Source organism: Halomonas sp. M20 (assembly GCF_020622265.1).
Lineage (GTDB): Bacteria > Pseudomonadota > Gammaproteobacteria > Pseudomonadales > Halomonadaceae > Modicisalibacter.
Genome location: NZ_JACNMQ010000003.1, coordinates 153415 through 178006, shown reverse-complemented (window position 1 = coordinate 178006; position 24592 = coordinate 153415). Strand labels below are relative to the sequence as shown.

General features: G+C 58.3%; 22 protein-coding genes. 13 read left to right on the top strand and 9 right to left on the bottom strand.

Annotation, left to right across the window (positions count from 1 at the left end):
* Positions 1–334: 334 nt before the first annotated feature.
* Entirely contained in the window at positions 335–1735 is a 1401-nt protein-coding gene (locus tag H7850_RS09725; protein ID WP_227369339.1) for an ATP-binding protein, read from the bottom strand.
* Entirely contained in the window at positions 1732–2394 is a 663-nt protein-coding gene (locus H7850_RS09720) for a response regulator (RefSeq protein ID WP_227369338.1), read from the bottom strand. Before H7850_RS09720 ends, H7850_RS09725 begins: the two co-directional genes overlap by 4 nt.
* A 189-nt stretch (positions 2395–2583) precedes the next feature.
* On the opposite strand from H7850_RS09720, the gene H7850_RS09715 reads away from it, so the two are divergent.
* The 4 genes from H7850_RS09715 to H7850_RS09700 are packed head-to-tail and all read left to right on the top strand — an operon-like array spanning position 2584 to position 6486.
* Complete coding sequence (locus H7850_RS09715; protein WP_227369337.1) at positions 2584–3612, top strand: NAD-dependent epimerase/dehydratase family protein; 1029 nt, start codon at positions 2584–2586, stop codon at positions 3610–3612.
* Between the two features lie 38 nt (positions 3613–3650).
* Entirely contained in the window at positions 3651–4439 is a 789-nt protein-coding gene (locus tag H7850_RS09710; RefSeq protein ID WP_227369336.1) for a glycosyltransferase family 2 protein, read from the top strand.
* Positions 4436–4738, top strand: a complete 303-nt coding sequence (locus H7850_RS09705; protein WP_227369335.1) for a lipid-A-disaccharide synthase N-terminal domain-containing protein — start codon at positions 4436–4438, stop codon at positions 4736–4738. The genes H7850_RS09710 and H7850_RS09705 overlap by 4 nt, the downstream gene beginning before the upstream one ends.
* Positions 4739–4755: 17 nt before the next feature.
* Positions 4756–6486, top strand: coding sequence for an ArnT family glycosyltransferase (locus H7850_RS09700; RefSeq protein ID WP_227369334.1), 1731 nt, complete (start codon positions 4756–4758; stop codon positions 6484–6486).
* A gap of 256 nt (positions 6487–6742) precedes the next feature.
* Here H7850_RS09700 and H7850_RS09695 read toward each other — a convergent pair whose 3' ends face one another.
* Together H7850_RS09695 and H7850_RS09690 are read right to left on the bottom strand one after the other, a co-directional pair.
* Positions 6743–6907 carry a hypothetical protein gene (locus tag H7850_RS09695; RefSeq protein ID WP_227369648.1) on the bottom strand — a complete coding sequence of 55 codons (165 nt, stop codon included), beginning with the start codon at positions 6905–6907 and terminating at the stop codon, positions 6743–6745.
* A 1-nt stretch (position 6908) separates the two neighbouring features.
* Entirely contained in the window at positions 6909–7988 is a 1080-nt protein-coding gene (locus H7850_RS09690) for a metallophosphoesterase family protein (protein WP_227369333.1), read from the bottom strand.
* A 307-nt stretch (positions 7989–8295) separates the two neighbouring features.
* Between H7850_RS09690 and H7850_RS09685 the strand changes: the two genes are divergently transcribed.
* The 3 genes from H7850_RS09685 (at position 8296) to H7850_RS09675 (ending at position 11035) form a co-directional block, all read left to right on the top strand.
* Positions 8296–8979: a phosphatase PAP2 family protein gene (locus H7850_RS09685; RefSeq protein WP_227369332.1), complete on the top strand. Its 684-nt coding sequence runs from the start codon at positions 8296–8298 to the stop codon at positions 8977–8979.
* Positions 8976–10652 carry a phosphoethanolamine transferase gene (locus H7850_RS09680; protein WP_227369331.1) on the top strand — a complete coding sequence of 559 codons (1677 nt, stop codon included), beginning with the start codon at positions 8976–8978 and terminating at the stop codon, positions 10650–10652. Before H7850_RS09685 ends, H7850_RS09680 begins: the two co-directional genes overlap by 4 nt.
* A gap of 86 nt (positions 10653–10738) precedes the next feature.
* Positions 10739–11035, top strand: a complete 297-nt coding sequence (locus H7850_RS09675) for a hypothetical protein (RefSeq protein ID WP_227369330.1) — start codon at positions 10739–10741, stop codon at positions 11033–11035.
* 42 nt (positions 11036–11077) lie between these two features.
* On the opposite strand, the gene H7850_RS09670 is transcribed toward H7850_RS09675, so the two are convergent.
* Genes H7850_RS09670 through H7850_RS09660 form a run of 3 tightly spaced genes read right to left on the bottom strand, consistent with a single transcriptional unit; the run spans position 11078 to position 14529 of the window.
* On the bottom strand, positions 11078–12259 hold the full coding sequence (locus H7850_RS09670; protein WP_227369329.1) for an MFS transporter: 1182 nt from the start codon (positions 12257–12259) through the stop codon (positions 11078–11080).
* The gene (gene pyrC / locus H7850_RS09665) at positions 12252–13301 is read right to left on the bottom strand and encodes a dihydroorotase (protein ID WP_227369328.1); all 1050 of its coding nucleotides are present in this window, start codon (positions 13299–13301) and stop codon (positions 12252–12254) included. The genes H7850_RS09670 and pyrC overlap by 8 nt, the downstream gene beginning before the upstream one ends.
* 1 nt (position 13302) lies before the next feature.
* Positions 13303–14529, bottom strand: coding sequence for an MFS transporter (locus H7850_RS09660; protein ID WP_227369327.1), 1227 nt, complete (start codon positions 14527–14529; stop codon positions 13303–13305).
* Between the two features lie 92 nt (positions 14530–14621).
* Between H7850_RS09660 and gmk the strand changes: the two genes are divergently transcribed.
* From gmk to H7850_RS09640, 4 genes are all read left to right on the top strand, one after another.
* Positions 14622–15254, top strand: a complete 633-nt coding sequence (gene gmk / locus H7850_RS09655) for a guanylate kinase (RefSeq protein WP_227369326.1) — start codon at positions 14622–14624, stop codon at positions 15252–15254.
* Between the two features lie 97 nt (positions 15255–15351).
* Positions 15352–15615, top strand: coding sequence for a DNA-directed RNA polymerase subunit omega (rpoZ, locus tag H7850_RS09650; protein ID WP_227369325.1), 264 nt, complete (start codon positions 15352–15354; stop codon positions 15613–15615).
* 132 nt (positions 15616–15747) lie between these two features.
* Positions 15748–17874: a bifunctional GTP diphosphokinase/guanosine-3',5'-bis pyrophosphate 3'-pyrophosphohydrolase gene (gene spoT, locus H7850_RS09645; RefSeq protein WP_227369324.1), complete on the top strand. Its 2127-nt coding sequence runs from the start codon at positions 15748–15750 to the stop codon at positions 17872–17874.
* Positions 17875–17952: 78 nt separating this feature from the next.
* Complete coding sequence (locus H7850_RS09640; RefSeq protein ID WP_227369323.1) at positions 17953–18342, top strand: RidA family protein; 390 nt, start codon at positions 17953–17955, stop codon at positions 18340–18342.
* A gap of 71 nt (positions 18343–18413) precedes the next feature.
* Here H7850_RS09640 and H7850_RS09635 read toward each other — a convergent pair whose 3' ends face one another.
* Positions 18414–19289 (bottom strand): NAD(P)H-binding protein, encoded by an 876-nt coding sequence (locus H7850_RS09635; protein WP_227369322.1) that lies wholly within the window; start codon positions 19287–19289, stop codon positions 18414–18416.
* 68 nt (positions 19290–19357) lie between these two features.
* Between H7850_RS09635 and H7850_RS09630 the strand changes: the two genes are divergently transcribed.
* A complete protein-coding gene (locus tag H7850_RS09630; RefSeq protein WP_227369321.1) occupies positions 19358–20284 on the top strand; it encodes a LysR substrate-binding domain-containing protein in 927 nt (308 codons plus the stop codon).
* Entirely contained in the window at positions 20281–22380 is a 2100-nt protein-coding gene (recG, locus tag H7850_RS09625) for an ATP-dependent DNA helicase RecG (protein ID WP_227369320.1), read from the top strand. The genes H7850_RS09630 and recG overlap by 4 nt, the downstream gene beginning before the upstream one ends.
* 8 nt (positions 22381–22388) lie before the next feature.
* Here recG and yccS read toward each other — a convergent pair whose 3' ends face one another.
* The gene (gene yccS / locus H7850_RS09620; RefSeq protein WP_227369639.1) at positions 22389–24587 is read right to left on the bottom strand and encodes a YccS family putative transporter; all 2199 of its coding nucleotides are present in this window, start codon (positions 24585–24587) and stop codon (positions 22389–22391) included.
* Positions 24588–24592: the final 5 nt, after the last annotated feature.

Sequence of the window (24592 nt, the reverse complement as noted above, 5' to 3'; positions counted from 1 at the left end):
CCTCCAATTGTAGCTAGTAGAATAGGCCGTCAATTCTCGGGACCACACAACTGGGGAGGAGGTCGCATAGGCTGCCAGTAGTCGCGCACCGGCGCTTACCAGGTATGTTTCTTCTAATGCCCTCTACTGCCAGCTAAGTGGGTAGTATTTTGGGTAGTATCATCGAACATAACGACCGACACCGATCATAACTAACTGAAATTATTGTAAAACATATTTCACTCTATTTTAAGATCCAGAATATTGAATAGCGTTCAATCATATCCAAAAGTGTCCCTATATATTTGATATATAAATAACAATAGGCAAGGCTGGTCCAAGATAGTGAGCGCCACTATGATGCCGGCCAAACAACTCGCGCCTCAAGGCCATAAGGCTGATGGTTACTCAATCGCACCTCAGCTTGTTGCCGTTGAGCCAGCTCCACGACAATGGACAACCCAAGCCCACTCCCTGTAGTGCGCTGATCCGAGGCTCGCCGGAAGCGCTCGACGACTGTGTCGAGTAGCTCCTCGGGAATCCCCGGGCCGGTATCTCGTACGATGACTTGCGGCGTACCTTGCTGGTGGTAAAGTTCGACCTCGACATGCCCCCCTTCCGGTGTATAGCGCAGTGCATTGTCCAGCAGATTGCGCAGCAGAATACCGACTTCCACCGGATCGGCACGTACCGACAGCTGTGAAAGCCCCGACAATGAGAGCTCTTGCCCACGTGCGTGCGCCAAGGGCCATAGGTCGGCGGTAAGCTCAGCAACGATAGGATAAATGTCAATCAATCGGGCCTGGTTACTTGAGGCACGATCAAGTCTTGCCAACACCAATAGCTGCTCCACCACTCGTTGAAGTCGTTTCACTCCAATGGTGGCTTTTTGTAGCGAGTCTGCCTCGCCAGCCTGTGCGTTTTCGAGATGGATCTTGAGGGCCGCTAGAGGCGTGCGCAATTCGTGGGCCGCGTCTGCGGTAAAGCACCGCTCACGCTCCAGCGTCTTGCCCAATCGGGCAATAAAATCGTTTAGCGAGCGCTGCAGCCCATCAAGCTCCTGGGGTACATTGAGATCGATCGGTGTCAGATCCTGACCATCCCGCCCCTGGACTTGGCGGGATAGCAGTGCGATGGGGGTCAAACCTCGACGAATGATGCGGGTCATCAACCACAGCAACAGCGGCAACAGAAGTAGTATCGGCCACAGAGTATTGAGCGCTATACGCTCGACAATCTCATCAAGAAAGTCTTTTTGTACGCCGATACTGATCCACGTATCGCTAGTAGTATCGAATAAGCTGAACACGCGCCATTGATCTTCAGTGTAGTCTACCCATCGGTAGCCCTCTTTTGTCGGCATCGGAAAAAGACCCTCCTCGTTCCATTTGGCTCCTTGCAGACGAGGCGAGCCATCGGCATTCCAGAAGCCGATCGACAGCATGCGCTCTTCCTCGTGATAAAGCCGCGCGGGCGGGGTTTGTAGCGACGCCGGTTCGACCCCTGCCTCCTTATCGTAGACTCGTGCCTCATGTCCCGGCAGAGTGAGGCTTCGAGCGATGCGCTGGTATTCTTCGAGAGTGGTAGCGGGGGAAATCAGTCCGGCAACGATACGTCCCTGCAAACTCAACTGAGCATCCAAGATTTCTTCCAGTTCGTGATCGCTTATCAGGTACGCTGCCGTTACAATCAGCAGTGCAGTTACTGTCAGTACTAGCGCCAGGGCCTGGGCAAGATAGCGACGAATGGATTTCATGTGGCCTGACTGTCCAGCCGGTAACCGATACCTCGTACAGTAATGATCAATCCTTTGTCGAGTTTCTTACGCAAATGATGTACATGCACTTCCACCGCGTTGGATTCCACTTCTTCTCCCCAGCCATATAGCAGGCTTTCCAATCGTGGTCGTGAGAGCACCCTATCCGGATGACGAGCCAACTCAAGCAGTAGTGCATATTCCCGCCGGCTCAACTTGACCTCCTGGCCCTGCCAGCTCACCCAATGACGAGCCTCATCGATACACAGCTCGCCAAGGGTCAAAGCTTGCGAGGCTCTTCCTTCGGCGCGGCGCGTGACCACCCGCAGACGCGCCAGCAATTCCTGCAGATCGAAGGGCTTGAGCACATAATCGTCGGCCCCGGCATCCAATCCACGAATGCGCTCCTCTACCGCATCCCGGGCCGTCAGGATCAGTATTGGCAAGGACGAGCCCTGCCTGATGCGATTCAACACCTGCATGCCATCCATATCGGGTAGCCCCAGATCGAGGATCATCACTGAGAATGCTTCGGTGCCAATAGCGCTGACCGCCTCGCTTCCTCGCATGAACCAGTCCACCACATAGCCCTCGCGCTCTAAAGCGATTTTGATACCATCGCCCAGCAATGGATCATCTTCTACCAATAATATGCGCACGCCATCACCCTCGTGATCCTTTAAAGCCTTTCACCTAAGAGCTCATACTGTTCTTGAATATCCGCATCGGCATAAACAGCCAAGGTCAGGCTATTTTGGCCAAGTCGTGAGGAGTTTAGCGATAGAATACTTAAGCCTCCCTTAAGGCTGTTGGTGCATGCTACTCGAGCTTATCATTGGGAGCAGCTCATGAAGGTCCTCATCACCGGCATGGCCGGGTTCATTGGTCATGCGTTGGCGCGCCGGCTTGCCGAAGATGCGAGCCACGAGATCTTGGGTATCGACAACCTCAACGAGTACTACGATGCTGCCATCAAGCAGGCGCGATTGAACGACCTGTCGGGTTTTGGCAATGTGCGTTTCCAGCGTCTGGATCTTACCGATACCGAGGGCATGCAGCGCCTATTCGCCGAGACGCACTTCGATTGCGTGGTGCATCTGGCGGCCCAAGCGGGGGTGAGATACTCCCTGGATCACCCACAGGTATATGGCCAGTCCAATTTGATTGGGCATTTGAACGTGCTGGAAGGGTGCCGCCGGCAGCAGGTCGGCCATCTGGTCTATGCATCATCCAGTTCGGTCTACGGTCGCAATGCCAAGGTACCTTTCTCGGTTAAGGATAGCGTCGATCAACCCGTCAACCTGTATGCCGCTACCAAGAAGTCCAACGAACTGATGGCCCATGCCTACTCCTACCTCTACGGATTACCCACCACGGGACTGCGCTTCTTTACCGTGTATGGCCCTTGGGGGCGTCCGGATATGGCGCTATACAAGTTCACCCGTAACATCTTCGACGGCAGGCCTGTCGAGCTCTATAACCAAGGTGACATGTCCCGGGATTTCACCTATATCGACGACATTACGGAAAGCATCGTACGCATTCTGGACATCGTGCCCAGCCACGGAAAGGACCGCAACGATCCCCCTTACCGGCTTTACAATCTCGGCCATGGTAGCCCCGTCAACCTGATGACGCTGGTACGCACCCTCGAGGAGGCGACCGGAATCGAGGCCCGCTGCGATTACCTGCCCATGCAGCCCGGCGACATGCAGCATACCTGGGCGGATGCCGAACCCTTGTTTGCTACTACGGGATTTCGACCCCGCACCAACCTGGCCACAGGAGTGCAACGTTTCGTTGACTGGTACCGCCACTACTATGATGCAGTCGGCAAACCTTACAAGATCAAATCGCTTGCCTCGAAACTAGGCTAATCACGCCTTTTGTTTACTACCCCATGGAACGTTCACCCATGCCCCAACCGTTACTCTCCATTCTTATTCCGGCCAAGGACGAAGCAGGAAACCTGTTTCAGTTACTGGATGAAATCGCCGCCGCCCTCCCCGATGAGGAGTACGAAATCCTGGTGGTGGACGATGGCTCCACGGACGCAACCTGGACGTTGCTAAGCCAGCGCGCCGCTCAAAATGCTCGCTTGCGGCCTCTGCGCCATACGCGCAGCGCCGGCCAGAGCACCTCGATCTGGCAGGCTGCCTGGGCGGCTCGCGGCACCTGGCTTGCGACCCTGGACGGCGACGGACAAAACGATCCAGCGGATCTTCCCCGCCTGTACGGCAAGGCCCGCCAGGAGGGCATTGCCCTGGTCAACGGTCATCGGGTGCAACGCCAGGACAATCGACTCACGCGACTATCGTCTCGGGTCGCCAATCGTGTGCGCTCGGCCCTGCTCAAGGACAACACGCCGGATACCGGCTGTGGCCTCAAGATCATGCGTCGGGACGTCTTCCTGAGGCTGCCTTATTTCGATCACATGCACCGTTTTATACCCGCACTGATCCAGGCCCAGGGCGGCCAGTGTGTCTCGGTGCCGGTCAACCATCGCCCCCGAGGCACCGGCGCCTCCCATTACGGATTGAACAATCGCCTTTGGGTAGGGCTCGTGGATATTGTCGGCGTCATGTGGCTGCAACGGCGCACCCGCTTGCCTGCGCCTCTCGAAAACAGTGCGCTCCCCATATCTGAACAGAACATAGCCGGCACCCCTACTTCCGCGGCGCCGCCTTCAGAGGAAACGCCATGAACAGCGAGTGGCTCTGGCTGAGTATCGGCTTTCTGGGACAGGCGCTCTTCTCGGCACGCTTTATCGTGCAGTGGCTGGCCAGTGAACGCGCTCGACGCAGCATCGTGCCCAAAGCCTTCTGGTTCCTGAGCCTGGGGGGCGGGGCTACGCTGCTGGCTTATGCCCTCTATCGGCGTGATCCGGTATTCATCGCCGGTCAGGGGGCGGGGCTGTTCATCTATGCCCGCAACTTGATGCTAATCCGGCGTGAAAGTCGCGAAGTACGCTATGAGAAAAACGCGGCACCCCCTTCTCCCTGAACGGAATTCGCCTCGTCATGCATCGCGCTGCCTATCTACGTCATTTGAATCACTCCTATCGCTGGGCATGGCTTGCACTCATGCTGTTCGCGCTGGTGCTGCTCGGTATAGGGATTGGCCTGCGCGATCCCTGGCCCGCGGACGAGCCGCGCTTTGCCTTGAATGCCCTGGAAATGCTCAAGACCGGTCAGTTCTGGTTTCCTCATCGGGGCGGCGAGCCTTATCCGGACAAACCGCCACTATTCATGTGGGCCTCGGCGCTGTCCATTGCTTTCACCGGCTCCGTGCGACTGGGGTTTTTGCTGCCTTCACTGTTTGCAGCATTAGGAACGTTGGCTCTGGTCGTGGACTTGACGCGGCGGCTTTACGGCCAGCGTGTTGCCCTGCTCAGCGGTCTAGCCCTGCTGACGACCCTGCAGTTCGTGATCCAGGCCAAGGCCGCCCAAATCGATATGCTGCTGACCTTCTTCACCACCCTGGGCGCTTACGGGCTGCTTCGCCATGCACTGCTTGGGCCCACCAGACGCTGGTGGCTCATCGGTTTTGCAGCGATGGGACTTGGCATCATTACCAAGGGCGTAGGTTTTCTGCCCTTGCTACTGTTGCCCGCCTGGCTCTGGTTTGCCTGGCGCGGCCAGGCCACTCGGATCGCCTTGAAAGATCTAGGCCTAGGCATGGTGGTGCTACTCGCCGTGGTCGCCCTTTGGGGCGTACCGATGATCCTCGTCGCTACCTTCGGCGACGATCCGAGTCTTGCGGCCTATCGCGACAACATTCTCTTCAAGCAGACCGGCGAGCGCTACGCCGATTCCTGGCACCATCTCGAGCCCTGGTATTACTACCTCGTCCAAGTGCTGCCCTGGGCCTGGATGCCCTTGGTGCTGGCACTGCCCTGGGCGATACCCGCCTGGCGGCGGCGGGCCCGGCGTGGCGATGCGCGCCTGCTGCTACCGCTGAGCGGGGTGATCCTGATCCTGGTGTTCTTCTCCCTGTCGCCGGGCAAACGCGGCGTCTACGTTCTGCCGACGATTCCATTGCTGGTGCTAGCCCTGGCGCCGCTTCTGCCGGGCTTGCTGCGCAAGCGAGGCCTGCATTGGCTAGGCACCGGCGTGCTGGCCCTGCTGGGTGGGACCCTGTTTGCCGCCGGCCTGCTTGGCGCTTTAGGGCTGCCGGCGCTGACAAAACTTGCCGAGCGTCACGACATCGTGCCCTGGGCCTGGTGGATCGTGCTCGGTGTAACGGCGGCGGGGCTTCTCGCCTGGCTGCGACCACGACGCGGCATGCTGGCGCTGCCACTGTGGCTGGCGGTGTTCTGGATCACTTGGTCAACTTGGGGTTATGTATTGCAAAACGAGACCCGCTCACCGGCGCGGATGATGCAGGCGATTGTTACGATCACGGGTGGTGATGCCTGGCTGGCGTTGCCGAGTTTCGACGAGGAATTTTTGCTGCAGTCACGCCAGCCCAGCGTTCACTTCGGCGACAGGACGCCAATCGGTGCGCAATTCGTCCGCGCCTTCGCCTGGCTGCAGGAAGCCCCGAATCGGCACTGGATGCTCACCGAACAGCGTCGGGCCGATGACTATTCATGTATCGATCTGAGCCAAGCTAGGGACATGGGTCATCAGAATAGCGACGACTGGTGGCTAATACCGGGCAGCGCCGTCTTGGGCTGTAATAGTGATGAGAACGCTGCGCCACTATATGTTGCGCCCACCACGCTGAATACAAACAAGGCGAAAGAGTAAGCACTATTGACTCAATTATCCGAAAAAGGGGATGCATAAGAAAACATTAAGGCGATCGGGCGATACTAGTATCGATTCACGGTGCATGACCCATCAGCCCGCAAATGGATGACTCTGACCATGTCGCTTAGAACCCTGCTGTTGATGTACGAAGCCTGCGCACTCGTTCTTACTTATCGACCGAATCGAAGCCCGATACCTTTATTCGTATTGATCCTGCTCGTCACCCCCTTCTTGTTGGAGATTTTCTGAACCTTCATTGGCAAGGCTGTCTCTTGCGACAACCCAGCAGTCGTATAGCGTTCAGGGTCACCAGTACCGTCGCACCGGCATCCGCCATCACGGCGACCCATATGCTGGTGATGCTCAGCGCCGTGGGCACCAGGAAGATCACTTTCAGGCCATCGATACCATGGTTCACTCTAGGAACGTGAATTACACGACCCCGTGCCTTTATCGAGCGCTTCACCTGTTTCCGCCGACAGGAACTGCCAATTGTATCCATCTTTGGACAGTGTGAGTTTCAGCATACCGTAGGTATTTCCAATCAGACGTTCAGAAAACGCCTCTGGTTCTCTTGAATCGTCAGTATACGTGCCGCCAGTGCCGACCACGAAGGTAACGATGCCGTTTTCAGGATCGACTCGTCCCTGGCCGTCGAGGGGCCGCGTTCGTTCATAGAAATGATTGTGGCCGTTCAGGACCAGCGTTGCGCCGTTGCGAAAGAGAAGATCGAACAGCCGACGAGCATCTTCGCTGTCATCGCGTTTTTTGGTCGAAAAGGCAGGCTTGTGGAAGAAGGCGAGTACACAAGCGGCATCCGAATTCGCTAGTTGATCTTCGAGCCAGCTTGCCTGAGCAGACCCCTTATCGGCCGGTACTTCGCTGTTGAGAGATAGCACGAGCCAGTCATTCATGCGCTTGGCATAGTAGCCGCGTCTATCTGGACCCGCCCTATCACCCCAGTAATCATAATAAGCGTAGGCATTGAGGGAGTGATATTCGTGATTGCCGGGAGTGGGATAGGTGCGCTCTTTGAAGTGTCCCCAATAGGTGTCGTAACAGAGGTTGAGATCGACGGGTGCGCCGTCAGGATAAGCCAAGTCACCAAGGGCCAGTACCGGTACGCCTGGATAGTCATCGACAAGTTTTGCCGTCTGTCGGGCGCCCGCATCCTTCAAGGGTCTAGGAGCGGCATCTCCAAACGTATATTCGAGATTCCGCAAGGTTTTATCGAAGCCCTCATGCGGCTGACAGCGGGCGATATCACCCGCGGCCAATAGCACGGCATCTTTCCCGGCTTTTTTGTCTCTTATCATACTGGCCTGCTCACCGGAATCGGCAAAGACACTCCCGACCTGACGTGATTCGACGGCCAGCCACGACGTCGCCATGGAAAATATCTGGCCATGGGTGGCCTGGATCGTGATGAGCCCCGTCAAGATCAGAACAGCCGTTACTCCGCCGACGATCTTGAAACGCTTATTTGAGCATTTGGTCACACTCTACCCTCCCTATGTGCGGGCATAAATAAGAAGCGGAAGGTATTTCACTATCCCTTTAATTTCTTAATACAATCTTAAAATAAATTCAAAAAACCAATTTAAAGCGCATTCTTATTTTCTTTTAGCCCTCCTCCCCAACTTAAGTATTCGTTAAGTGTTGTTCATCACAATGCTTTGCTATCTGCAATTAAATTGCCTTTTCTTCATACCTACATTCACTGAATATCAATGAATAAAGAGTGATCGTAAATTGAGTAGCAAACGATTCTGTCAGCCGCTAATTCTAGCTTGGATCGGTTTTTTGATGCTGACATTTCTCTTTCAATACTATGGCATTGATTTCGTCGTTGCGGATTGGCTTTACCGAGTGGAAGGCAACGAATGGACACTGAAACATCAGCTTATTACCGAGGAACTCCTGCATGGCGGTGGCCGTGCCGTGAGTCAGACGATGGGCGCCATTGCGATCGCAGGACTCATTATCAGCATGGTATGGCCCTCGCTACGCATATGGCGTCGCTCATTGGCTTATCTGATACTCAGCGTACTGCTCTCGACGTTGAGTATTTCGACACTCAAGCAGCTGGTGAGCATGGACTGCCCCTGGGATCTCGCGCGTTACGGCGGCGACTTACCCTTCATCGGTTTGTTCGAGAGCCGCCCTGCAAATTTACCCGATACCGCCTGCTTCCCGGCCGGCCATGCTAGCGCCGGTTACGCTTGGCTCGCCCTGTATTTCTTCTTTGCCGCAACGCTCCCCCGATGGCGCTGGCTTGGCTTGTCGGTCGGGTTGTCGATGGGGCTTTTCTTCGGATTCGCACAGCAACTGCGGGGCGCGCATTTTCTTTCTCATGACCTGTGGACGTTGATGATCTGCTGGACGATCAGCCTGTTGCTGGCCCATCTCCTGTTGCGACCGCCAAGCCACACCAAAACTCGATCTTATTCTCCTGCTGAGTCAGGCTCCACCGCGAGAAATTCCCTATGATGCCCCTGTTCTCTCGACTCAAGGGCACACTTGCCTATGTAGGGTATTACCGGCTATGCATGGGGCCAGAGCGCCTCACCCTGGTAACGACGCTAACATTTACCTTGCTGTACAACCTTGCCTTCTGGCGAAGTACGCTCGCTGGGCACGATCCGACGGCACCCGGTACTTGGCTACTCGCTGCGGGTTACGCGGTGGTTCTGACCAGCCTGCAGTATGTGGTATTCCTGCTGTTCGTGAGCCGCTGGACGGTCAAGCCACTACTGGCTTTACTGATCCTGATAGCTGCCGCGGTGAGCTATTTCACTAATAGCTACGGCACCTACTTCGACAGCACCATGATCACCAATGTATTGCAGACGGATACCCAGGAAGCCGGCGAGCTGTTGACTGGTGGCTTCCTCCTGCACATGACGCTTTTCGCGGTACTGCCCATCCTGTTGCTGTCCCGGATTCACATTCCGGTAGTTTCCTGGCGGCGCGCGCTGCTGCGCCGTACGGGCTATCTATCGCTCAGCGCCGTCGTCCTGGTCGCGTCGGTATTCCTCATGTACCAACATCTGTCGCCGCTGATGCGCAATCAGCCCGAACTGCGCTACTTGGTGACGCCAGGCAACTACATCGTGTCGATGGAGCGCGTACTCGCCACTAACGATCAGGTAGCGCCGCAAGAGCGACTGCCCCTCGAGAACGACGCCTCGATCACCGATCACCCAAACCAGAAGCCCGCCTTGCTGGTCATCGTGGTCGGCGAGACCGTACGCGCGGCCAACTGGGGGCTGAATGGGTATTCGCGTCAGACCACGCCGGAACTGGCCCAGCGTGACGTTATCAATTATTCCGAAGTCTCGGCCTGCGGTACCAGCACCGCCGTCTCGGTGCCCTGCATGTTCTCACCGCTGGGGCATGAGGATTACGACAAGTCCTACATCGCACATCACGAGTCCCTGCTCGACGTGTTGCAGCATGCCGGCATCGACGTGACCTGGCTGGACAACCAATCGGGATGCAAGGGCGTCTGTAACGGTGTCGTCAATGCCTCGATTTCAGCCAAGGATTATCCTTCCTTGTGTCAAAACGGACGCTGCTTCGATGAGGCCCTAGCGGAAGAATTGAAACGACGCATCGAGCAAAGCACCGGCGACACGGTGATCGTGCTACACGAGCTGGGTAATCATGGACCCAGCTATTATCAGCGCTATCCCGATGCGTTTCGGGACCTTACGCCCACCTGCGACAACGCGGATTTAAGCAAATGCACCCAACAGGAGATCGTCAACAGTTACGACAACGCTATCCTCTACAATGACCGGGTGCTCAGCGACATGGTCGACTTTTTAGACCAGCAGCAACGCTTCGCTGCGTCATTGATCTATCTCTCCGATCACGGTGAGTCGCTGGGAGAAAACGGGGTGTATCTGCATGGCTTGCCCTACATCATCGCCCCAGACGAGCAGACTCAGGTGCCTATGGTCTGGTGGATTTCCGGCGTCATGCGAAAACGTACAGGCATCGATGCCACGTGTTTGAAAACGAAGGCTGATGAGCCTTACAGCCATGCCAACCTATTCCATACGGTCCTGGGAATTCTGGATGTGACGACGGAGATTTATCGCCCGACGCTGGATATCGGCCGGTCGTGTCGAGCACCAGTGATCTTATCGGGGAAATAGTGGAGGAGGGTCAAATCATAAGATTTCTTTAAGCAAAGCCGTCTAGCCTGGCAAGACACCTACTCTTTCGGGTAAGGAAAAGACGTATGACGATGCTTGCTCAGCCTATCCATTCTCCAGCCAATCAGGGAATGCTCCAATCCTTGATGAAACCGTACTTTCTGTCTATCGCGATACTGGTATTGCTGTGCAGCTCAATATTCATGAGTGGCACCATCCCGGGTGAATTGCTGATTTTTGCCATGCTTGCCAGCCTTGGCTCCATTCAGCTTGCTACATTTTCTTACGCCATCCAGCTAGCGGACGACTTGCTGGTATTGGCCATGGCAGCATTGGGTACGATTGCAATGCTCTATCTGCTCGAACCGCCTCTAGTCTTGTAAACATCTTCAGGCCTTATACTAATAGCAACGTCCACTATGCCACTACATCTGGTTGCATCGCTCCACCCTAAGCCCGATATAGAAAATCACCAAGCCCCCGGCGGCCAGCGCCGCGCCTACAAGCCCGGTGGTGGACCAGGCGAAGCCGAGCTTGACCGTAACGCCGGCGAGGGCGGCACCGATCGCGTTGGCACCATTGAAGGCGGCATGATTGAGCGAGGCGGCCATGGTCTGGGCGTCTTCCGCCACGTCCATCAAGCGGGTTTGCAAGGCCGGGCCGAGTGCCACGCTGGTGCCCACCAACCCCACGAAGAATATGCCCAGCCATAGGGAATTGGCAGCAAAGTAGAAAAGCCCTTGCACGATTAAGCACCAGATCAGGATGGTGGAAATGGCGCGCAGAAGATTGCGGTCCGCCAGCCGCGCCCCAATCACGTTGCCGAGCATGGTGCCGACACCGAAAACCGCCAACACCAGCGGCCCCAACGCCTCGCGCATATCGGCCTGTTCGGTAAGAGTGGGAATCACGTAGCTGAACACCGCAAACATGCCCCCGAAACCAATGCACCCCACCCCCAGGGTAAACAACACTCGCGGTTTGATGAGTGCAGTGAACTCGCGCTTGGGGCTCGCATTGGCGTCGATGGCCTGCGCGGGCACCACAAGACGAATCAATAGCGCCGTAAGCAGCGCCACTATTCCCACGCCGGCAAAGGCCACCTGCCAACCGAACAGGTTACCGCCCCAGGTCGCAAGCGGTGCGCCGATCAGGTTGGCCGTGGATAGCCCCAACATCACCCGCCCCACTGCGCGGGCGCGCTGGTCGATGGGGACTGCTGCTGCTGCGACCAGCGCGGCGACGCCGAAATAGGCACCATGGGGCAAGCCGGCCATAAAGCGCAGCAGTACGAAGGAACCGAAGCTCGGAGCCAAGGCGCTTGCCAGGTTGCCGATCGCGAAGAGCAGCATCAAACCGATGAGCAATCCGCGGCGCGGTATGCGGGCTGCTAACGCAGCGATCAGCGGCGCTCCCACGACCACCCCCAGCGCATAGCTGCTGATCGCGTAGCCGACATCGGGAATCGGCACCTGCAGATCGTGGGCAACTCGATTCACTAGCCCCATGATGGCGAATTCGCTGGTGCCGATGCCAAAACCACCCAACGCCAGGATGAGTTCGACCAGACGGGGGTGCGTTACTTTCGAGGCGGTTCGATCACTCACACTTTACCGACCAGGCCAGTGTCTCCCCCGCCTTGAACGGCACGAAATGCTCATTGCCACAGCGTATCGTCTCCGGCACCTCGAGAGGCTCGCGGATCAGCTCGATGAGATCTTCGTTGGGTTCCAGACCGTAGAAACGCGGGCCATTGAGAGAACAGAAGGCCTCAAGGTGCTCAAGCGCGCCTTGTTGTTCGAATATCGTGGCATAGACTTGAAGCGCCGTGGGGGCATTGAAGACCCCGGCGCAACCGCAGCTCGTTTCCTTGGCGCTGGCTACATGAGGCGCGGAATCCGTGCCCAGAAAGAAGCGCGGGTGACCGCTGGCGATAGCTTGGCGCAGAGCGCGCTGATGAATGTCGCGCTTCAATATCGGCAGGCAAAAGAGATGCGGGCGGATGCCGCCTACCAGCATGTCGTTGCGGTTGTGGGCCAAGTGCTGCGGCGTGATCGTTGCTGCCAGATAGTCGTCGCCTTCCAGAACGTAATACGCCGCCTCTCGGGTGGTGATGTGCTCGAAGACCACCTTGAGTTCGGGAAAGTGATAGCAGATGGCTTCCATCACCTCGTCAATGAAGACCTTCTCTCGATCGAAGATATCCACATCGGCATGGGTGACCTCGCCGTGGATCAGAAGCGGCATCCCTAGACGCTGCATCGTCTCGAACAACGGATAGATCGTATTGACGTCACCCACGCCATGAGCGGAGTTGGTGGTGGCATTGGCCGGATAGAGCTTGGCAGCGGTGAACACCCCTTCAGCAAAGCCCTCCTCCAGCGCTTTCGATGTCACGCTGTCGCTCAGATAGCAGGTCATCAGCGGCGTGAACTCATGCCCCGTCGGCACTGCCGCCACTATCCGCTCGCGATAGGCTCTAGCCGCGGCCACCGTGGTTACCGGCGTTGCCAGGTTGGGCATGATGATGGCTCGGCCATAGTGCGCGCTGGTATAGGGCAGTACCGTCGCCATCACCTCGCCGTCACGCAGATGAAGGTGCCAGTCGTCGGGGCGGCGTATACGCAGCGTGTTGGAAGAAGCGGTCACGTCAGGACTCCGAAGAAGTGGGGTTGGAAGAAGCCGTGGCCTGGCGCTTGAGTAATAATATCAGGGCCACCAACGCTAACAACGCAACGAAACCGGCAAACCCGATCCCGGTTGCCGGCAGGCCAATATAGCGAGCGGTCAAGCCGATACCCAGTACCGGTACCGATAGCGCCACATAGGATACGACGAAGAACGTCGAGGTCACCTCACCGCGCTGCTCGGCGGGTGAGGCAGTAGTAATAGCGCCCAGCCCGGCGCGCAAAGCAATACCCTGACCTAACCCGGCGACGATGGCCCCTGCCAGGAAAATGGCAAGGGAGACAATACCGATACCGACGCCGATCAGGCCCGCGCCAAGGATCACCAAAACGCAGCCCCAAGGCAGGCGCCGAGACTCTTCGAGCCGGTTCTGGAATCGTTGTCCCAGAATCGATGCGAAGAAGGCGGTTCCTGCCACCATCCCAATCAGGGTCAGATTCGAATAGCTCAGCACCTCGCCCATGAACGCAGGGGCAGTGGCCGTGAAGAACCCCAGCACCGAGAATCCAGCGAAGCTGGCGATGACGGCGGGCAAGAACAGGGTGCGTACTTCACCAGGCACCGACAGTCGCTGAAAAGTGAGCTGGGGATGCGCCGGTCGCGTGACGGTTTCCTTCGCCAACCAGACCGCTACTAGGGCCAGGCCGACCAGCCCAAGATGGACAAGGTAGGAAAGGTGAAGCGGCCACGCCGCATGCTGACCCAACAGACCGGCCACGACCGGCCCCAGGCCCAACCCACCCATATTAGCGGCGGTGGCACCGAATGTGGCAAGCGGCTTCATGTCTTTCGGCGCCAGTTCGATCACTGCAACGGTGGCCGTACCAGTAAATATTCCCGCAGAAATCCCTGATAACACCCGCCCGGCCAATAATCCCGCAAGCCCTTGGCTACTTAGAAAGACGACATCGCTTAAGGCAGCAGCCAGCAGCCCCGCGAACAATAGCGGCCTGCGGCCCAGCTGATCCGACCAGCGGCCGGTTACGACCAGCGCCCCAATCACGCCAGCACCATAGACGGCGAAGATCACCGTGATCATGAATTGCGAGAAATCGAACTGCTGCTGATAGCCGGGATACAGCGGTGTCGGCATGGTCGTGCCTACCATGGTGATGAGAAAAGCGAAGGCCACGCCGAGAAACGCCAGACGCGAAGGCGTTCCCGAAGCCGTCTCGGGGCTATGGTTCATGAGCATCCTCTTTCGAGCATTGGGCCGCATAGTGTAGCGGCAATATGCAATAATGCGATTTTCTTTCGTAAAGATCCCGGCGAACGCTTCTCATGTCTCACGGTACGCTCTACATCGTTTCCGCGCCCTCCGGCGCCGGCAAGACCAGCTTGGTACATGCGCTTCTCGAGCGCATCGACGCTATACAGGTATCGATTTCCCATACCACCCGGGCCATGCGTTCAGGTGAAACCGATGGCGTGAACTATCACTTCATCGACACCGCCACTTTCGAATACATGATCGAGCGCGGCGACTTCTTCGAGCATGCACGGGTATTCGACAATTACTACGGCACCTCACGACCGGCGGTGCAAGCGCTTCTGGCCGCCGGCCGGGACGTGATTCTCGAGATCGACTGGCAGGGTGCACGGCAAGTACGCGAACAGATGGTAGACGCCGTTTCGGTATTCATACTGCCCCCCTCACGAGATGTACTGCAGGCACGACTTTCCCAGCGCGGTACCGACGACGCAGCAACGATTGCGCGCCGCATGCGCGATGCCATCAGCGAAATGGCCCATTTCGATGAATACGACCATGTCATCATCAACGATGATTTCGATATCGCCCTGACCCAATTGATCGCTGTGATACTGGCGGAGCGCTGTCGTCTTGCACATGTTCGGGAGCGCCAGGGACCGCTGATTCAGAGGCTCTTGTCACATATCGAGGGGGTCGAGTAGACTACTTGGTTACGCTCTTCATTTTCGTGTACGGATGACCTGCAACCCCATGCCTTGTTATCTGTATACGCTTACATAACACATCAGGAAACTATCCATGGCGCGAGTTACCGTTGAAGATTGCCTTGAAAATGTTGAAAACCGTTTCAAGCTGGTCATGATTTCCACCCAACGCGCGCGCCAACTCGCTCGCGGCTCCCGGGATGCCCTTCTGCCCTGGGAAAACGACAAGGCCACGGTGATGGCTCTGCGCGAGATTGCCGCTGGCAGGGTCGACGAGTCCGTTCTGGACGAACCCGTTGAAGCCCCGGTGCGGGTGCGCCCCGAACCCGTCAGTTACGATTCCGACGTCCAGATGTAATCAAGCGTCACGTGACCTCAAACGAATCATCGACACCGGTGGTAACCAAGCGCCGGTGGATCTGCGACGTGGCGTCGCAAGAATTCAGGATAAGGACGTAACTCTTCAAAGGCTCTTCACAATAGGCGCTGTATGTTCACCATCGATGATCTGGCTGATCGCCTTGGCGGTTATCTTCCTCTGGATGAGATTCAGCAGGTCAAGCGCGCCTTCTATTATGCCGAACAGGCCCACGACGGTCAGTGCCGGCGCTCCGGGGAGCCTTACGTTACCCATCCTCTGGCAGTATCGAACATTCTTGCCAACATGCACATGGACTACCAGAGCCTGATGGCGGCCATGCTGCACGACGTGATCGAAGACACCGGCATCACCAAGGATGCCCTGGCCCGGCAGTTTGGCGAGCCGGTGGCAGAGCTTGTGGATGGGGTCTCCAAGCTGACCCAGATCACCTTCGAGGATAAGGCGGTCGCTCAGGCGGAGAACTTCCAGAAGATGGTCATGGCGATGTCCAAGGATATCCGCGTGATCATCGTCAAGCTCGCGGATCGTCTGCACAACATGCGCACTCTCGGTGCGTTGCGTCCTGACAAGAAGCGCCGTATCGCACGGGAGACACTGGAAATCTATGCCCGTATTGCGGGGCGTCTGGGCATTAACACCATTCGCATCGAACTCGAAGATCTCTCTTTCCAGGCTATTTATCCGATGCGTGCCGAACGCATCAAACGGGCCGTTTCCAAGGCTCGGGGCAACCGGCGCACGATGATTCGTCTGGTCCAAACTACGCTGCAGAACTGTCTTGATGACGATGACTTGCCCGGCACCGTGATCGGGCGTCAGAAACATCTTCTGTCGATCTATCGCAAGATGCGCGATCAGCGCAAGCCCTTTACCGAGATCATGGATGTGTTCGGTTTTCGCATCATCACCGATAATGTCGACAGCTGTTATCGTATTCTCGGCGCCGTCCACAACCTGTACAAACCGGTGCCAGGACGCTTCAAGGACTACATCGCCATCCCCAAGGCCAACGGCTACCAGAGCCTGCACACCACCTTGTTCGGCACTAACGGCATCCCCATCGAGGTGCAGATTCGTACTCGCGAAATGGAGGCCATGGCCAACAATGGCATCGCCGCCCACTGGCTCTACAAGGCAGGTCAAACCGAGCATCCTATCGCCTTGGGCAGTCATGCTCGGGCCCGGGAATGGGTGCGCGGCCTGCTCGAGATGCAGCGCCAGGCAGGGGATTCGCTGGAATTCATCGAACACGTCAAGAACGACCTGTTCCCGGACGACGTGTATGTCTTCACTCCCCGAGGCGACATCATGGAGCTGCCCCAGGGGGCGACGGTGGTGGATTTCGCCTATACGGTGCATACCGATATCGGCAATCACTGCATCGCCTGCCGCATCGATCGCCATCTGGCCCCGCTATCGACGCGGCTGGAAAGCGGTCAGACCGTGGAAATCATCACTGCCAGAGGCGCTCGACCCAGCCTTGCCTGGTTGAACTTCGTGATTACCGCCAAGGCGCGGTCGGCCATTCGTCATGCTCTCAAGAATCAGCAGCGCAGCGAATCCATTCAACTCGGCCAGCGCCTGCTCGACCGGGCATTGGCGGATTACACCACTAGCTTCAAAGAGCTTCCCGAGGAGCCGATGCAGAAGCTGCTGCATGAATTCAACATGGCCCACCCGGACGACCTCCTCGAATCCATTGGCCTGGGCACGCGCATGGCCCATGCTGTCGCACGGCGCCTGGCAGCAAACGATCTTCAGGAAATGACACATGCCGTCACGAGCCCGGGCGGGCCGGTAGTCATCAATGGCACCGAAGGCATGGTCATCAGCTTCGCTCGCTGCTGTCATCCGCTGCCCGGCGATTCTGTGATCGGCCATCTATCCATTGGCAAGGGCATCGTGGTGCATCGCAGCGTCTGTCGCAATATCATCGAATTACGCAACGAGCCGGACAAGTTGCTGACTCTGGAGTGGTCGCCGGACATCAGCGGCGATTTTCCAGTGGCGCTGCGTATTGCCATGGAATCGCGTCGTGGGCTGGTGGCAGAGCTCGCAAGCCTGGTAACCGATGCGGATGCCAATATCGAACGCGTAGGAATCGAGGAGCGGGATGCGCGGCTGTCCTTGGTCAATCTGACCCTGGCGGTACGCGACCGAGTGCATCTGGCGCGTATCATCAAGCGCATTCGTAATCTGCACAATGTAGACAAGGTCACCCGCGTCCACAATTGATAACCCATGATCGCCCTGCTGCCCATGCGGGCAAGGGGTAATTGTTTTTATTCCGATGAACATGACGAGGAGTCACTCATGAGTAACAAGGCCATCATTCAGACCCAAAAGGCGCCCGCTGCCATCGGCCCTTACTCCCAGGCCATCAAGGCCGGCAATACGGTCTATCTGTCCGGCCAGATTCCCCTCGATCCTCAAACCATGGAATTGGTCTCAGGGGATATCGAGGATCAGGTGCGTCAGGTCTTCACCAACCTCAGCGCCGTTTGCGAGGAAGCCGGCGGCTCCTTGCAGGATATCGTCAAACTCAATCTCTATCTGGTGGATCTGGACAACTTCGTCGTGGTCAATCAGATCATGGAGAAGTTCTTCACCGCTCCCCACCCCGCCCGCGCAGCGGTTGGCGTCAAGGCGCTGCCCAAGAGAAGCCAATTCGAGGCGGAAGGCGTCATGGTGCTGGGCGACTGAGCGGCTCAGTCGAGATGAACGTCGAGTGAATGAGCAAATAGCGACGCCGCCAGATTGGCGGCGTCGCGGTATCAGACTTTTTGTGGACGACCCTGACCTGGGCTGGCAAGTACTTGGGCATAGCCTTCGCGGAAGGTTGGATAGCGGAATTCGTAGCCGGTCTCAATTAGCCGAGAATTGTCGCAGCGCTTGCTCGAACGCCGGCGCAGAGGCGATTGAATGACCTCGTGGGTCTCGACCTCGAGCCACTTGGCAAGCCAGGCCATCACCTCATGCAGGGGCACCGGCTCGCAGTCGCTGGCCAGGTAGAGATCGTCGAGAGGCTCGTCGTTCAGAGTTTTGGCGATCAGATGAGATAGCACGCCGGCGCAATCGTCCCGGTGGATGCGATTGGAGTACATGGGGGGCGTGGCGGCGGCGATACGCCCTTCACGCACCTGCTGAATGAGCCGGTCGCGCCCCGGGCCATAGATACCCGAGAAACGCACCACGGTACCGGGTAAGCTGTGATCGATGAGCATCTGTTCGGCTTCGCGCATTAGTTGCCCCGCAAACCCGGTGGGCTGCGTCGGGGCGTTCTCGTCGACAGTTTCGCCATCTTGCTGTGCGTAAACGCTGGTCGAGGATACGAAGAACACTCGGGTCGGTTTGTGCGAGCGCTGGCCAAATTCGGCCAATACCGCCTTCAAGCCATCCCGATAGGCAGCCTGATAGGCCTGTTCGTCGAAGCGATCGGCGCTCACCACATAAACGACGATATTCGCTTCGGGTAGCGTCTTGAGCGCTTCCGGGTCGTTGAGATCGATGGCCAGGGGCTCGATGCCACTCGAGGCCAGTTGTTCCGGGTTGCGGCGCGCACCGATCACGCGATGGCCCGCCTCGATCAGCTGGGTTCCCAAGGTTCTACCGATATCGCCACAGCCGAGAATCAAACACGTATTCTTCACCTTTACCTAGCTCCTTGGTAAAACGGACATACCCATCGAATCGACAGGACGCCCTTGCGGGCCCAATCATGACTCTAACAGAACTCCGGTATATCGTAACCTTGGCCCAGGAACGTCATTTTGGTCGTGCGGCGGAGCGTTGCTTCGTCTCCCAGCCGACCTTGTCCGTGGCGGTGAAGAAGCTCGAGGATGAACTCGAGGTGGCGCTTTTCGAGCGCTCCAAAGCTACCGTTCAGGTGACGCCCCTGGGGGCGAAGGTCGTCGAGCAGGCCCAGCGGGTACTCGAACAGGCAAGTGTCATTCGCGAGCTGGCCAATGAGGGCAAGGATCAACTGACCAGCCCCTTGCGTATCGGCGCCATCTACACCATCGGCCCCTATCTCTTTCCGCATCTGATTCCTCGACTGGCGCGCATGGCGCCCCATATGCCGCTGTACATCGAGGAAAACTTCACCGCCAATCTGCGCCATAAGCTACGCAGCGGTGAACTCGATGCAATCATCGTCGCGCTGCCCTTCACCGAGGTGGATGTGGTCACGCGTCCGCTCTACAACGAGCCCTTCGAGGTGCTGATCCCGAGCGATCATGCCTGGACTCACAAGACCAGCATCGACAAGGAAGATCTGCTCAAGGAACGCTTGTTGCTGCTCGGCGAAGGGCACTGCTTTCGCGATCAGATCCTCGAGGCCTGTCCGGCGATCAGTGCCCAGTTGAACAGCCCTTCCAATACCCTGACCGCGGAAGGCGGCTCCCTGGAAACCATCCGTCACATGGTCGCTTCCAAGCTGGGCATCACGGTATTGCCGCAGTCTGCCATCGGCACCGGACACTATGAGACCGGCATGCTGGAAAGCCGGCCCTTCACCCCGGAAGCGCCCAGCCGCACCGTCGCGGTTGCCTGGCGCGCCAGCTTTCCACGTCTCAAGGCCATCGATGCGGTGATCGACGCCGTCGAGCGCTCTTATCAGGAACAGTCGGACAGCGTACCTGCATGAATCGGGACATAGATCACCCGGATCTCGAGCAGGGGGTCACTTCTCTGACAGGGGTCGGTGACGCCATGGCCGCCAAGCTGGGGCGGCTGCGCATCGAGCGGATTGCGGATCTGCTGTTTCATTTGCCGCTGCGCTATCAGGATCGCACGCGTATTACCCCGATCGCGACCCTGCGAGCTGGCCAGGAGGCGGTGGTGGACGGCGAAGTCTGTGCCGCGGAGGTGGTCAAGGGGCGTCGACGCAGCCTGCTGGTGCGACTCAAGGATGGTTCCGGCATTCTCAGCCTGCGCTTTTTTCACTTCTCGCCGGCCCAGCAGCAACAGTTCTCCCGAGGGGCGCATGTGCGGTGCTTCGGCGAGGCCCGGGCCGGCGCCACCGGGCTCGAAATCTATCATCCGGAATACCGCCTGCTGCGCCAGGAGGACGCGCCTGTCGAGGAGCATCTGACGCCGATTTATCCGACAACCGAGGGGCTGAACCAAGCGCGGCTGCGGGGCTTGATCGCCCAGGCACTCAAAGCCCTCGAGGAAGCACCGCACACCTTGCCGGATGGCATTCCCGAACCACTGCGCGAGCGTTTCCGGCTGCCCGAATTACGGGAATGTCTGCGCTATCTGCACGAGCCGCCGCCGGACGCGGATCTCGAACGCCTGGCCAGTGGCACCCACCCCACCCAACGGCGCCTGGCACTTGAGGAGTTGCTCGCCCATCAGCTCAGCCTGCGCCAAGTGCGCCTGCGCATCCAGACCGATGGTGCCCCGACATTATCGTCCGGACGGGGCCTCCAGGCGCGTTTTCTCACCCAGTTGCCCTTTGCCCTGACCGGTGCACAGCGTCGCGTGCTCGATGAAATCGCCCGGGATCTGGAGACCGCCACGCCCATGCTGCGACTGGTTCAAGGCGATGTCGGTTCCGGCAAGACCGTGGTCGCCGCCATGGCCGCACTCCAGGCCATCGCCGGCGACTGTCAGGCGGCGATGATGGCGCCCACGGAAATCCTCGCGGAACAGCACTTTCGCAATTTCCGCGACTGGCTGACCCCGCTAGGCATCGAGGTAGGCTGGCTGGCCGGCAAGCTCAAGGGCAAGGCACGGCTCGACACCAAGGCCGCCATTGCCGATGGCCGCGTGCAGATGGCCGTGGGCACTCATGCCCTGTTTCAGGATGACGTACATTTCAAGCGTCTAGGTCTGGCAATCGTCGACGAACAACATCGCTTTGGCGTACACCAGCGACTGGCGCTACGCCAGAAAGGCGAGGCCGGCGGTTTGACCCCGCACCAGCTGATCATGACCGCCACGCCGATTCCTCGCACCCTGGCCATGAGCGCCTATGCGGATCTCGATCTCTCCGTGATCGACGAACTCCCCCCGGGGCGCACCCCGGTGCAGACCGTAGCGGTGCCGGACGAACGCCGCCCGGAGGTGGTCACGCGTATTCGTCGCGCCTGCGCCGAGGGGCGGCAGGCCTATTGGGTCTGTACCTTGATCGAGGAGTCGGAAGCGCTGCAGTGCCAAGCCGCCGAGGCCACCCGAGATGCCCTGACCGAGGCCTTGCCGGAACTGGCCATCGGCCTGGTGCATGGGCGCATGAAGGCTGCCGAAAAGGCCGAGGTGATGGACGCCTTCAAGAGTGGGGAACTCGACCTACTGGTCGCCACCACGGTAATCGAGGTGGGCGTCGACGTGCCCAACGCCAGCCTGATGATCATCGAGAACCCGGAGCGTCTGGGGCTTTCTCAGCTACATCAGCTGCGCGGTCGGGTCGGGCGTGGCGGCACCGAGAGCTTCTGCGTGCTGCTCTATCACCCACCGCTGTCCGCCCACTCCCGGGAACGCTTGGGAGTGATGCGGGAGACCACGGACGGCTTTCGCATTGCCGAGAAGGACCTTGAACTGCGCGGCCCCGGCGAAGTGCTCGGCACTCGTCAGACGGGGCTTGCCCAGATGAAGATCGCCGACCTGGAACGGGACAAGGACTTGCTGGAGCGGGTCAGCCCTTTGGCAAAAGCACTGCTGGAAGAAGCCCCGGATGCCAGCGACACATTGATTCGGCGTTGGCTGGGCGAAGAAGCGGGACGTTACGGGCAGGTTTGACGGCCCGCTTAGGATGACAGTGACGCCGAAGAGTTCGTACCTTTAGGGGTTATCAACCTGCTCGCCGCCTCTCGTAGCGGTACCAATTGCCGACTGATCAGCGCCAGCTGTGTCTGCAGTAGCCGTCGCTCGTCACTGGGCTCTTCGCTGGCCTGGGCCTCGAGCCTTGCCGCTCGTCTCTCGGCAGCCTCGAATGCGGGGACCGGCGCACGTCGGCGCAGGCGTGCTGCAATCTCTTCGATATCCGCGACGATCGACTCTCCCGTGGCACGTAACTCCGCATCCTTGGCAAGCGTCAGAGTATCGCCACGATGAGCGCCCAAGGCGGACAGGTAGCTGAGCAGCGTGTAGGCGTTGCCCAGAAAACGAAAGCCAATCGCCGCATCCTCGCGAAACTGGTCGGGTTCGAGCCGCACGTTGGCCAGCAGCGTCGAAAGAGCGGCATCAGCGTTATGGGCATTGCGTCGCGCCAATCGATAATCCAGGTCGTTCTGCTTACCGCCAATGTACTGTTCGAGGATCGCGCGCAGGTAGCGGCTGCTGGCTTCGAGGGTTTCCGCGCCTTGATGATGCAAGCGCCGCTTCTGCCAATCCGGCAGAATCAGCATCACCGCAAGGCTGGCGATCGAACCGCCGACCAGGGTATCGAATAGCCTTGGCCATATCAGCCCGAAACCATCCCCTACCTGATTGAAGCAGCATAGCACCAGCAAGGTGATCGCCGCCGTCGCGATCACGTAATGTCGGCCACGGGTGGCAAAGAAGAGTACCCCCGCGGCTATCGCGATCGATAGTTGGATCAGTTGGTTTGGAAACAGCGAGATCAACGCCCAACCGGCGACCAGACCCACCACCGTGCCGCTGATGCGTTGCCATAGAAAGCGTTGCGTGGCACCGAAATTGGGCCGGCAAACGAAAATGCTGGTCAACAGGATCCAGTAACCCTGGGTAGGATGCACGAGATGCAATACTCCATAGCCGACCACCAGAGCGGTCGTCAGGCGCAGGGCGTGGCGGAAGATCGCCGATGACGGGGTCAGATGCCGCCGGAGGCGATCGCGCACGTCACGCCAGCCTTGCGGTGAGCGATCATAGAGACTGGCGTCTTCGTACTGGGTCACGGCATCGGGGCTCTGGACGATGGCCAGTTGGTGCCCCAGGGCAGTCAAGTTGTCGGCCAGGGCGTCCAGGGATCGCAACAAGCCACGCCACTCGGGGCGCTGCTGGGCATGCAGATCGGCGAGGGATGCCTTGAGGTCGTGTAGCGCCTGCTCGCTTTGGGCAGGGTCGAAGGGCCGTTGCAACAACAGGCTGCGGGCCAGGGATCGGCAAGCATTGCCCTGCTGCTCCAGCAGTCGCTGAAAACGGAACAATACATCGTGATGGAAAAAGGTCTCCACCAGCGACTCGTAGGGATAATGCGACGAGCTTGCCCGTTCGTGGATATCCTGGGCAATGAAGTACAGGTGCAGGTACCGGTTGAGCTTGCGTGGCGTGCGCTGATCTTCCAGCCGACGGAAAATCATCTCCTTGGCCTGGTTGAGGGCGTTGACGACCTTACCGTTCTGCTCCGCCAGCGCAAGCCGGCGCGCCTCGATATCGAGCCCCTGCAATGGCTCGAAGAGTGTTGCCTTGAGTCGCAGGTAGGCTTCCAGCTCCCGAAACAGCACGGCCATGCTCAACTTGAGCGGCTGACGCGAAAACAGCGCGCACCAGATCACCGAGATGACGCCGTACCATGCCGCGCCGGATACCAGCAGCAGCGGTTCCCACCAGAACACATGTACGGACGAGCCCCCGCTGCTCTCGAGGGTGATCATGGTGTAGATCGCCAGAATCAACGTGGCATAGGCAATGGTGCCGTAGCGCTGCCCCACTGCACCGAGCATGCTCATGGCGAAAGTGGAAATTGCCAGGCCAACGACGAACGCCCAAGGATGACCGAACAGCAGTTCCACGGACAACGAGGCGATGCTGAAACAGGCCAGTGTCACGACCAGCGATATCAATCGACCTCGCCAGTTATCGTCGGTCTCGGCCAGGGCGCTGGCGATGATACCGAGAAACAGGGGAATCAGCATGGCCACATCGCCGACGATCCAGTTCACCAGCAGAGCACCGGTCAGCGCGATGAATACACGTAAACTGTAGGCGAAGGCCTCCAGTGTCCAGAGGCGCCTCAATGGCTGTTCGAGTAAGGGTGTCATGGGCA